General features: G+C 65.3%; 19 protein-coding genes. All 19 read left to right on the top strand.

Annotated elements, in window-relative coordinates:
- Window positions 1-236: 236 nt before the first annotated feature.
- The 19 genes from PMES_RS12955 to PMES_RS12865 all read left to right on the top strand — a co-directional run bounded on the left by PMES_RS12955 (window position 237) and on the right by PMES_RS12865 (window position 10,381).
- Window positions 237-929, top strand: coding sequence for an ERF family protein (locus PMES_RS12955; RefSeq protein ID WP_159966153.1), 693 nt, complete (start codon window positions 237-239; stop codon window positions 927-929).
- A gap of 12 nt (window positions 930-941) precedes the next feature.
- The gene (locus PMES_RS12950; protein ID WP_159966152.1) at window positions 942-1,631 is read left to right on the top strand and encodes a hypothetical protein; all 690 of its coding nucleotides are present in this window, start codon (window positions 942-944) and stop codon (window positions 1,629-1,631) included.
- A 2-nt stretch (window positions 1,632-1,633) separates the two neighbouring features.
- A complete protein-coding gene (locus PMES_RS12945) occupies window positions 1,634-1,795 on the top strand; it encodes a hypothetical protein (protein ID WP_159966151.1) in 162 nt (53 codons plus the stop codon).
- Complete coding sequence (locus tag PMES_RS12940; RefSeq protein WP_159966150.1) at window positions 1,795-2,187, top strand: recombination protein NinB; 393 nt, start codon at window positions 1,795-1,797, stop codon at window positions 2,185-2,187. Before PMES_RS12945 ends, PMES_RS12940 begins: the two co-directional genes overlap by 1 nt.
- On the top strand, window positions 2,184-2,483 hold the full coding sequence (locus tag PMES_RS12935) for a nuclease domain-containing protein (protein ID WP_159966149.1): 300 nt from the start codon (window positions 2,184-2,186) through the stop codon (window positions 2,481-2,483). The genes PMES_RS12940 and PMES_RS12935 overlap by 4 nt, the downstream gene beginning before the upstream one ends.
- Window positions 2,480-2,776, top strand: coding sequence for a hypothetical protein (locus PMES_RS12930; RefSeq protein ID WP_159966148.1), 297 nt, complete (start codon window positions 2,480-2,482; stop codon window positions 2,774-2,776). The genes PMES_RS12935 and PMES_RS12930 overlap by 4 nt, the downstream gene beginning before the upstream one ends.
- Entirely contained in the window at window positions 2,773-3,552 is a 780-nt protein-coding gene (locus tag PMES_RS12925; RefSeq protein ID WP_159966147.1) for a helix-turn-helix domain-containing protein, read from the top strand. The genes PMES_RS12930 and PMES_RS12925 overlap by 4 nt, the downstream gene beginning before the upstream one ends.
- Entirely contained in the window at window positions 3,518-3,919 is a 402-nt protein-coding gene (locus PMES_RS12920) for a hypothetical protein (RefSeq protein WP_201289004.1), read from the top strand. Before PMES_RS12925 ends, PMES_RS12920 begins: the two co-directional genes overlap by 35 nt.
- On the top strand, window positions 3,916-4,167 hold the full coding sequence (locus PMES_RS12915) for a DUF2312 domain-containing protein (RefSeq protein ID WP_159966145.1): 252 nt from the start codon (window positions 3,916-3,918) through the stop codon (window positions 4,165-4,167). Before PMES_RS12920 ends, PMES_RS12915 begins: the two co-directional genes overlap by 4 nt.
- Window positions 4,168-4,169: 2 nt before the next feature.
- A complete protein-coding gene (gene ssb / locus PMES_RS12910; protein ID WP_159966144.1) occupies window positions 4,170-4,634 on the top strand; it encodes a single-stranded DNA-binding protein in 465 nt (154 codons plus the stop codon).
- Window positions 4,631-5,464, top strand: coding sequence for an FAD-dependent thymidylate synthase (locus PMES_RS12905; protein WP_159966143.1), 834 nt, complete (start codon window positions 4,631-4,633; stop codon window positions 5,462-5,464). The genes ssb and PMES_RS12905 overlap by 4 nt, the downstream gene beginning before the upstream one ends.
- Complete coding sequence (locus PMES_RS12900) at window positions 5,451-5,762, top strand: hypothetical protein (RefSeq protein WP_159966142.1); 312 nt, start codon at window positions 5,451-5,453, stop codon at window positions 5,760-5,762. Before PMES_RS12905 ends, PMES_RS12900 begins: the two co-directional genes overlap by 14 nt.
- Before the next feature lie 87 nt (window positions 5,763-5,849).
- Complete coding sequence (locus PMES_RS12895) at window positions 5,850-6,104, top strand: hypothetical protein (RefSeq protein WP_159966141.1); 255 nt, start codon at window positions 5,850-5,852, stop codon at window positions 6,102-6,104.
- 20 nt (window positions 6,105-6,124) lie between these two features.
- On the top strand, window positions 6,125-6,337 hold the full coding sequence (locus tag PMES_RS12890) for a hypothetical protein (protein ID WP_159966140.1): 213 nt from the start codon (window positions 6,125-6,127) through the stop codon (window positions 6,335-6,337).
- Entirely contained in the window at window positions 6,334-6,528 is a 195-nt protein-coding gene (locus tag PMES_RS12885; protein ID WP_159966139.1) for a hypothetical protein, read from the top strand. Before PMES_RS12890 ends, PMES_RS12885 begins: the two co-directional genes overlap by 4 nt.
- The gene (locus tag PMES_RS12880) at window positions 6,525-7,058 is read left to right on the top strand and encodes a hypothetical protein (protein ID WP_159966138.1); all 534 of its coding nucleotides are present in this window, start codon (window positions 6,525-6,527) and stop codon (window positions 7,056-7,058) included. Before PMES_RS12885 ends, PMES_RS12880 begins: the two co-directional genes overlap by 4 nt.
- 206 nt (window positions 7,059-7,264) lie before the next feature.
- Window positions 7,265-7,678, top strand: coding sequence for a hypothetical protein (locus tag PMES_RS12875; RefSeq protein WP_159966137.1), 414 nt, complete (start codon window positions 7,265-7,267; stop codon window positions 7,676-7,678).
- A gap of 49 nt (window positions 7,679-7,727) precedes the next feature.
- Window positions 7,728-9,080, top strand: coding sequence for a phage terminase large subunit (gene terL, locus PMES_RS12870; RefSeq protein WP_159966136.1), 1,353 nt, complete (start codon window positions 7,728-7,730; stop codon window positions 9,078-9,080).
- Entirely contained in the window at window positions 9,080-10,381 is a 1,302-nt protein-coding gene (locus PMES_RS12865; RefSeq protein ID WP_159966135.1) for a DUF1073 domain-containing protein, read from the top strand. The genes terL and PMES_RS12865 overlap by 1 nt, the downstream gene beginning before the upstream one ends.
- The last annotated feature ends 2 nt before the right edge of the window (window positions 10,382-10,383 follow it).

Raw genomic sequence — 10,383 nt, 5'->3', positions numbered from 1 at the left:
CTCTAAAATCAAACAAACGGCTCAATCCAAACTGGCCTACTTTTACGCCGCCCTAATGGACCAATTTTGCACCGCCCTTGACAGACCGCCCCCACGAGTTCCCGCCGCGCGTCCGGGTCAAACGCGCCTGCCTCCCTGAACTACCCCGGCGCTTCGGCGTCGGGGGCTTTTCAGGCCGCTGACGAGGCGCGGACACGCCCCGCCAGCACGCACCATCAGCATCAGGAGTGCCAACGATGACCAAGCAAGAAGTAATCCATACCGAGACGGATGCGCAAGAGGTGCCGTCAATCCCGGTCCACAAGAATATCGCCATGGCCTTGGCCCGCGCTCAGATGCAGATGGGCAAGGCCCTCAAATCCGAGAGCAACAAGCACTTCAATACGAAATACGCGGACCTTTCCGACGTCATGGACGCCTGCCTCCCGGCGCTGAACCAGAACGGCATCGCCGTCATTCAGCCGACCGGCGAAGACGACGGTCAGCGGTTCGTCAGGACCGTTCTGGTGCACGGCGATAGCGGCGAGACGCTCGAATGCCGCACCCCGCTCATTGTCGGAAAGAACGACATGCAGGGTTACGGCTCCGCTGTCACCTATGGGCGGCGCTACGGGCTGATGTGCATGGCCGGCATCGCCCCCGATGACGACGACGGGAACGCCGCCGCCGCCGCTGCACCCGCCTCAAGCCGCACCGAGCGCGGACCGGATCGTGCGGCGCAGGACAGTCACGATGCCGACGTCGCCCGCGCGATCGCCAGTATCCAGCGCGAGACCGATCTTCAGAGCCTCGGCGCCTTCTGGGCTGACCTTCGCAGCACCGCGCGCCCGGTGGCCGCTGACCAGCGCGTCATCGCCGCCAAGGAGGCCCGCAAGACCGCCCTGCAGAAGCCTGCCGATGATCTCGGCGGCGACAACATCCCGTTCTGAGGAGGGCTCGACATGAACGCACATGCCACCATAGGTCACAACAATCCGCCCGATCCGATCGAGGCTGTCACCGCCGAATATGACGATCTGCTGTCAGAAGTCGCGAACTGGACGGACGGCGAGCCCGTCACGAGCAGGGAGCAGCACGACGAAGTCGCCGACCTGCTCAAGCAGCTCAAGGGTTACCGATCCGCGCTGACGCGCGCGGGCAAGGAGCGCACCGATCCGCTGCACAAGGCGTGGAAAGCCGAGGTCGCGGCCGTGAAGGTCTATACCGACGATGCCGAGCGGATGCAGGGCGCGCTTGTCGCCGCGGTTGCACCCTACAAGGCCAAGCTTGCCGAGGAGCAGCGGGCCAAGGAGCGCGCCGCTTGGGAGGCCGCCGACAAGACGCGCCGCGAGGCCGAAGCCACGGCCGCCGCCGCGAGCGCGTCTGATCTCGAAGCGCAGCGTGCGGTCGCCGCCGCGAAGCAAGCCGAGATCGAGGCACAGAAAGCCGCCAGCGCCGTGAGCAAGGACAAGGTGAAAGGCCTGCGCACGGTCACGCGATTTGAGGTCACCAGTCACAAGGAACTGCTCAACGACATCGTGCAAAGCGACCGCGCCGCGATGGTCGAGTTCCTTGAGGACTACGCCCGCCGCCATCACCGCGACCGCACGCTGCCCGGCGTCCGCACATGGACGGAAAAGGAGGCGTATTGAGCATGACCGAGAACGGCCGCGCCTTCGTCATCGCACGTCTCAGCGACTGCCCGGACCTCGCCGCGCTCCGGCGGGTCTGGGAGAGCCTGTCAGCCGAATACCAGCGCGACGGGGTCGTGCGGGCGGCCAAGGACGCGCTCAAGACTGGCATGGAGGGCGCGTGATGGCTCAAACGGTTATCCTTCGCGGCTCTGAGCAGCGCGCCCTTGCCAAGAGCTTGATCGACGTCGCGCCGGCTGACGCTGTCTTGCGCATCGCCGAAGCTACCCGGAACTCCGATCAGAACGCCCGTCTGTGGGCCATGCTGTCTGACGTGTCCCGAGCCAAGCCCGAGGGGCGCAGATGGGTGCCAGAGACTTGGAAATGCGCGTTCATGCAGAGCCTCGGGCATGAGTGCCAGTTCGCTGAAGGTCTGGACGGATCAGGGCCTTTCCCTGTCGGCTTCCGGTCCTCCCGGCTGACCGTGCGCCAGATGGCCGACCTTATCACCGTGGTCGCGGAATATGGCGATCGCCATGGCGTGCGCTGGTCCGAGCCCATGAGGGAGCTGGCATGACCGCGAATTTCAAAACCCCCATGCTCGTCTCCGACAGCCTGCGCCAGTTCGCTCGCGGCCAGGAATGCCAGATGCGGAGCGAGTGGTGCAACGGCGATCGCGAGACCGTCGTCCTGTGCCACAGCCGCCGCCGCGCTGGCACCGGCATGGCGCAGAAACCCCACGATTTCTGGGCCTATCACGGATGCTCAAGCTGCCACGCGGCAGAGCACATGATCGAGGATCGCGAGCTTTATGATGCGATCCGGCGCACGCAATATGCCGTCTACGCGGCCTTTGGGACGCTGACGCCATGACCCGCCGCGCCGCCAAGGTAGATCGCAATCAGGCAGAGATCGTCGCTGCGCTGCGCGGTGTCGGAGCGACTGTGCAGCCGCTCCATGGCGTCGGGCAGGGCTGCCCTGACCTGCTCGTCGGGTATCGCCGCGCGAACATTCTCATCGAGGTCAAGGATGGCCTGCTGCCGCCTTCGGCGCGCGCTCTGAACGATCGGCAAGTCGAGTGGCACCGCGATTGGCGCGGCACCGTCACAACCGTCAAGTCAGTCGATGAGGCGCTCGCTGTCATCGGCGCGAGGATAGCATCATGAGCTACAAGGTCACCATGCTGGTCTATTCCCGAAAGACGGGAAGTCATGTCCGCAAGTCGATCCTCGCCTATATGGCGGACCTCGCCAGCCATGACGGAACAGGCGTCTGGGCATCGAAGCAGACCATCGCAGACGAGATCGAGTGCGGGCGCTCGACCGTGATCCGTGCCTGCAATGATTTCGTGGCGGAGGGCATCCTGATCCCCACCGGATCACGCAAATGCGCCAACGGCTCGACCGTGGAATACGCCCTGGACCTCGAAGCGATCGCCGCCCTTCCGGTCATCGAAAAGAGGGGCAAGGGGTCCCAGAGCGGGACCAGTCCAAATCGGGACCAGTCCCGGAGCGGGACCCCACCCGTCCCGGAGCGGGACCCCAAGGGGTCCCAGAGCGGGACCCAAACCATCCTTGAACCATCATTGAACCGGAATACCCCTATAGTCCCCAGCCCGTCTAAGCAGAAATCCCGCAAGTCGAGCATCCCCGCGAATGCGGTGATCAGCGACGAGATGAGGGAGATCGCCGAGGCTGAGAAGATTTCCCAAGAGGAGGCGGCCGCGCAGTTCGACCGGTTCCGCGACTACGCCGTCGCCAATGGCAAGACCTACGCGAACTGGAACGCCGCTTGGCGGAACTGGCTTCGCAGCCCCTTTTTCAAGCCCATCACCGGAGGCAGCTATGACAACCGCACTCGCACCCAACAAACTCCCCAGCGATCCCAGAACCGGCCTGACCCTGCCCTTGAGCAGATCGCTCGGCTCGCAGGACTTGGCTAGGCACCGGGCGATGGTGGCTGTCGAGCTGGAGGTGCTGGCCAAGAAGTTCGACCGCTTCGGCTGGGAGCGGGACCGGGGCAGCGCCGCGCATGACCGGATGCTCACCGACTGGATGGACGCGCTGCAGGACTATCCGCTCGACGAGATCCGCGCCGCCTGCCGGGCCGCAGTCCTCGCCAACCCCGGCAAGATGCCCAACGAGGGACATATCGCAGCGCAGATCATCGCCGCGCGAGGCAAGCGGGTGGCCGCGCTGCCCAAGCCCGCGCCGGTCAATGAGCCACGCGAGACACTCAGCGCCGATCGCGCCGCCGCAATCATGGCCGAGATCGGTTTCAGACCACAAACATTCGGGAGCAAGGCATGACCCAGGACAAATACAGCGTCACCGCAGATGAGCTGCGCCAGTTCGTCGAGCGCTTCGAGCGGCTCGAAGCCGAGAAGAAGGACATCGCCGACGCGCAGAAGGACGTCATGGCCGAAGCCAAGGGGCGCGGCTACGACGCCGCCGCGATCCGCGCGCTGATCAAGCTGAGGGCGCAGGACCCCGTCAGCCTCAGCGAGTTCGAGGCGATCCTTGATCTTTACAAATCCGCCCTCGGAATGGAGGCCTGACCATGGCTGGATCGGTCAACAAGGTCATCATCCTGGGCAATCTCGGGCGTGACCCCGAGGTGCGCAGCTTTCAGAACGGCGGCAAGGTCTGCAACCTGCGGATCGCGACCTCCGAGACCTGGAAGGACAAGGCCACAGGCGAGCGCAAGGAGCGCACCGAGTGGCACAGCGTGGCGATCTTCTCGGAGCCGCTGGCCCGGATCGCTGAGCAGTATCTGCGCAAAGGATCGAAGGTCTATATCGAGGGCCAGCTAGAAACCCGCAAATGGCAGGACCAGTCCGGGCAGGACCGCTATTCCACCGAGGTGGTGCTGCGGCCCTTTGGCGGCTCTCTGACGCTGCTGGACGGGCGAGGTGACGGCCAAGGGGCATCCACCCCCGGAGACCAAGGAAGCGGCTCTGAGGGCTATGACGGCGGCGGGGGTGAAGGTCCCGGCGGTCATCTCGATGACGAGATCCCGTTTTGAGCGCCGCCGGTCTGAAAGCGGACGTGGTCCTGGCGAGCGCCTGTGATGGGGCGCCGACGATCACCACGCTGCATGTCCGCCTGCCGCGGTTCGTGTGGGCGGAAATGCTCACGCACCGGGTGCTGTCGCGCAACGCGCGCTCCAGCCGCGCCGTGCCGATCGCCCGCATGATCGACGAGGTCGAGGCGGACCCCGTCGTGCCTTGGCACTGGCAAGCCAATCAGCGCGGGATGCAGGGCGGCGAATACCTTGGCCGGGTTGCCGTCGCGAACATGGAACGCGCGTGGCGCGCGGCGGCGGTCGATGCGGCCTATTCCGCGAAGGCGCTGGCCGATTGGGGCCTGCACAAGCAGGTGGTAAACCGGCTTCTTGAGCCCTTTCTGTGGATCGACGCGCTCATTACCGGGACCGAGTGGGGCAATTTCTTTGCCCTGCGCGACCATCCCGACGCCGAGCCGCATATCCGCGACCTCGCCGCGATGATGCGCGATGCGATCGAGGCCGCGTCGGTGCAGCACTTGGATCCCGGCGATTGGCATCTGCCCTACCTGCGCGATGCCGAGCGCGGCGAGCCGGTCCCGTGGCAGCGCACCCTGTCCGCCGTCCGCTGCGCGCGGATCAGCTACGCGCCCTTCGGCGGACAGGACACGCGCGAGGCGGAGGAGGCCCGCGCCCGCAAGCTGATGGGGCCGCCGCTCCACGCATCGGCTTTCGAGCATCCGGCCATGGCTGATCCGGACGGCTGGCACGCCAAGCATCACCGCAATTTCCGAGGATGGGCGCAGAGCCGCGCCTTCGTGGAGGAGGAGATGAGCAATGTCACTGCATGAGCCGCGAGGCATCTACGCCTCGCCAGAGGATACGGATTACCAAGCCTGCGTGAGCATGTGGGTGGCGGGTTTGGATCGCCTGATGCGCGACGCCGAAAAGGGGCGAAGCCTGCCAGCCCGCAGGACCTACATGCCGCTGGAGAACGAATACCGCTCGGCGTTTGACGCGGTCGCGAACCTTCGGGGGGAGTTTCTGTGGCTCTGCGAAAACGCCAATGTTGAGGACCCGGCCGGGCTGCGCAGGGCCTTTCTCGACGGCAAGACATTCAAAAGCCAAAGATTTGGAAGGGAATCCTGATGGCACACCTGACCGATGAAGAGCGCGCGGCGATTGCCGCCTATACCGGCCTTGGTCCGCAAATGCGCGACCGGCGAGACGTCAGAGATGCAATTCGTCTGGTGCCCGCGCAAGCGCGACCTGATCCCGGCCAGAGCGGTGCAGCGCATCTGGGGCGGCCGGAAGGTCCCGGTGACCAAAGCCCGGATTGGGGCCGCAGCGCGCCGCGCCAAGGTGCGCGAGCTGCACGAGGCCGGCGTCAAATCGCAGGAGATCGCCGATCGGCTGATGGTGGAGCGCCATTTCGTGGTCGCGGACCTGCTGGAGATGGGACTGCGCGGCTATGGCGAGGTCGCAGCATGACGCCGGGGGATCGCAAGCGCATGGTAGCGAGCATCGTGGATATTGCGATGCACCCCAATGTGCCGGTGCTGGCGCTCGTCTGCGCGGCGCAGGCTCTCGGCGCGTGGGTGCCGGGAGCTTGGCGGCATGGGCGCGAGTCTCCCGATGCCGGGCGCCCGTGGTGCCCCTGCGGTGCCGAGGCCCTGAGCTATCGCGCCGGGCGCGAGGCCATGGAGTGGGAGCGGCGTGGGTGACGGACAAGGCGCAGATCGCAGAGCAGGCGCGGACGATAAGCGCGCTCTGGCACCGCATGGAGCGCGCCCGCAAGCGCATCGAGGTGCAGCAGGGCATGATCGTCTGGCTGCAGGCGCGCGTGTCAGAGCTGGAGGCGCAGCAGACGCCGGAGGCGCGGATTGCTGCACTTTTCAAGGAGGCCGGAGAATGAGCATCGAGATCGTCGATTGGACAAAGGCGGTTCGCGAGGGCGTCGAGATGGCGAGCAATGATCTGCGCAAGACCGGGCGGCTTGGGCCGGCGGATGTGATGTGGCCGCTCTTTTGCGAGGCGGTGCGCGTGACCGCCCGCGCCTATACCGCGCCGCCCCGCACCGGCTACCCCGGCAGGTCGGCGATGCCCGAAGCGGCCGATGACCAGACATTCTGGGCGATGATAACCGCATACCTGCGCGGCGAGGTCGAGGAGATGCCGGCGGCCCGGTCCCGGTCACCGCTGCCGTCGCCGGAGCAAGTCACGCGGGCAGAGGCGGTGCTTGACCTGTGGCACTACCACGCGCTGCGCGACATGGGTGCGTGGCGCGGCGCGCGGAAGGCCGTCTATCACAAGGCCGAAGGGATGCCGCTGCGCAAGGTCCGGGCGGTCACGGGCATGGCCCCGGAACAGGTGCGCCGCGCGCAGCATCGCGGGATGCTCGATATGTGGGACGCGCTCAACGCCGCGCGTGGGGGCAAGGGGTGACCCCGGGGCGAATGCCCCCGGCCGGCTATTATCGGTGCGCGTTGACAAGCTTGACAGAATATGGCATAAACGCTGACATAATCGGAAGAGATGCGCCCGCGGGAGAAATCCTTGCGGGCTTTTTCATGCGCTGAGCCCCGGAATGCAATTTCCCGTCTATAAAAGGGGACGCATCGCCAGAAAGGCCTTCGGGATCGTGTGAGTAAATGAGAAAGAAGCACAACCCAACGAAAAGCACACGGCGGTCTGTCGAGGATATGTCTGCTTGTGGCATCCCCCAGGGTGATATTGCCCGCGTTCTCGGCATCGACCCCAAGACGCTCCGTCTGCACTACCGAGACGAGCTGGACAACGCCGCGACCAAGGCCAACGCCGCAGTCGCGGGAAGCCTGTATCGCCGCGCTATCAGCGACGATGCCAATCCGTCAGCCGCAATCTTTTGGCTCAAGACTCGCGCCCAATGGAGAGAGACGCCTACCCAGCTCGACCACACATCGAGCGACGGGAGCATGGCGTCACAGTCACCTGTCACATTCAACCTGTCGGCATTATCGGACGAGGAGCTAGACGCCCTTGAACGCCTTACCGACAAAGCGACAGCTTCTGAGGGAGAGGGCTAGGCGAAGCACGCTCGCCTTTATGCGGCACTTCTTCCCGCCGCGCGAGGGCATGGGCTTCATCGAAGGTCCGCATCACGCGGTGATTTGCCGGGTGCTGGATGAGGTGCTTGCGGGGCATCGGCATCGCGTCATCATTACGCTGCCGCCCGGCTACACCAAGACGGAAGCGGCGGTGGTAAATTTCATCGCACGGGGCTTCGCGATCAACCCGGCGGCGCGATTCATCCATGCGACGTTCTCCGATGATCTGGCGCGTGAGAATAGCGAGAAGGTCAAGAGCCTGATAGAGCTGGAGGAGTTCGCGGCGCTCCAGCCGGTGACGATCAAGACGGACACCAAGGCCAAAGATCGCTGGAAAACGGACCAAGGCGGCGGGATGCTTGCCAAGGCAGCGGGCGGGCCGATCACCGGCTTTCGGGCTGGATACATGGACCCCGCACGATTCACCGGGGCGCTGGTCATCGACGACCCCCTAAAGCCCGACGACGCTTTTAGCCCCGCCAAGCGCGCCGCGGTCAACAAGCGCGCGACCAACACATTTCGCAGCCGTCTCGCACATGAGCGCGTGCCTATCGTGGTCATCATGCAGCGCCTGCACTCTGATGATTTCGTCGGGCATCTGCTTACGGGGGGCACTGGCGAGGTTTGGGATCATCTCGACCTGCCGGTCTTGATCGAGCCGGGCTCCGAATATCCGAGGGAGTGGACGCACGGGCGTCCCATCCCGCACGACCTGCCGGCCGGGCCGCTCTGGCCTGCCAAGCAGGACGCCGCAGAGATCGAGGTGATCCGGGCGGACGCCTACACATTCGCGAGCCAATACATGCAGCGCCCCGTGTCTATCGCGGGCGCGCTTTTCGACATGGGCGGCATCAACTGGTATCGCGATCTGCCGGCGGTGGATTACTACCGCATGTATGCGGACACCGCGCAAAAGACCGGACAGCGCAACGACTACAGCGTGTTCCAGCTATGGGCCAAGCTGCAGAACGGTGGCGCCGCCTTGGTCGATCAAGTGCGTGGCAAGTGGGAAGCGCCCGAACTGGAGACAACCGCCGCCGCCTTCTGGGGCAAGCACAAGGGCAAAGTAGTCCGGGGGCTTGCGGTCGAGGACAAGGTATCCGGCACGGGGTTGATCCAGTCGCTCAGGCGAAAGGGCGTCCCGATCGAGCCGATCCAGAGGGACCGGGACAAATACACACGCGGGCTGGACGCGGCGCCGTGGATCGCGACGGGGCAGGTCTACCTGCCGGCCGAAGCGGCGTTCACCGAGGCGCTGCGCTACGAGCTGCAGACATTCGACGGGCTGGGCACCGGGTTTGACGACCAGGTCGATCCGCTCATGGACGCGATCGCCGACATGCTCGGCGGCTACGGCTACAGCCTAGACGGGATATTTTGATGCGATTGATGGACGGACTGGTGAATCTCGTCTCCGGCATGGGGACGGGCCGGGACAAGGCGACCGGCGCCAGCTACACGCACCGGGGTCTGAGCCCCGCCGAGATCATGACCGCCTACAAGGGATCGGCCTTGGTGCGGCGCGTGGTTGATCTGCCGGCAGAGGACGCGGTGCGCGAATGGCGCGAATGGCAGGCAGAGGCGGACCAGATTTCGCGGCTGGAAGCGGAAGAGGACCGGCTCGGGCTCAAGGGCAAGGTGCTGGAAGCCCGTAAGCTCGCCCGCCTCATGGGCGGCGCGGCCATCATGATCGGCGATGGGGCAACCGACCCGGCAAAGCCATTGCAGCCAGCGCGATCCGCGAACGGTGGCCTGCGCTATCTGACGGTGCTGGAGCAAGACGAGATTGCGCCGGGTCCCCTCGGTATGGACGTGATGCGGCCAGACTTTCGCCTGCCGCTTTACTGGACGGTCAACGGCACGGCGCAGCGCATCCACCCGACCCGGCTTGCGATGTTCTGGGGGATGCCGCGGCTCGGCACAATGCACGACGCATCGACCATGGCAGGACGGGGCGGCTCAGTCCTTAACGGGATGCTCGAAACCGTTCGCAACGTGGATGAGGTCGCGGCAAACGTGCTGTCCCTCGTCTACGAGGCCAAGGTCGATGTTTTCGGTGTCCCGAACCTGATGGAGAACCTGCGCAGCCGCGGGGATCGGTATGCAGAGGAGGTGCTAAGCCGCACCCGCCTTGCTGCCACGGCTAAAGGCATCAACGGCATGCTTATTCGAGATGCCGAGGAAACCTACGAGCAGAAGTCGGCGAGCTTCGGCGCTCTGCCCGATGTGATGGACCGCTTCATGCAGCTCGCGTCGGCGGCGTCCGGGGTGCCGATGACGCTGCTTTTCGGCATTTCCCCAGGCGGAATGAACGCCACCGGCGAAAGCGATGTGCGCGCCTATTACGACCGAGTGCGGGTGCAGCAGTCTCTATACACCGGCCCTGCCATGGCCGCGCTGGATGAGGCGTTGATCTATTCGGCGCTAGGGGAGCGGCCGCGCAGTCTGCACTACACCTGGCGCCCCCTTTGGCAGCCAACCGCCGCAGAGCGCGCCAACGTGGGCAAGACAGTTGCGGAGACCATGCAGATTGCCGCGCAGATCGGCGACCTTTCGCCGGAAGTCATCAGCGCCGCGCTGGTCAACGGGCTGACGGAAACCGGGGCATTTCCCGGCCTTGAGGCCGCCGCCGCAGAGTTCCGGGCCATTGGCGGCACCGAACCCGACGAATTTGAGGAATAGCG

This window comes from Profundibacterium mesophilum KAUST100406-0324 (genome assembly GCF_009835145.1).
In the GTDB taxonomy this organism is placed as follows: Bacteria; Pseudomonadota; Alphaproteobacteria; order Rhodobacterales; family Rhodobacteraceae; genus Profundibacterium; species Profundibacterium mesophilum.
The sequence above is the reverse complement of the archived record's forward strand: the minus strand, read 5'-3'. Positions and strand labels throughout refer to the sequence as shown.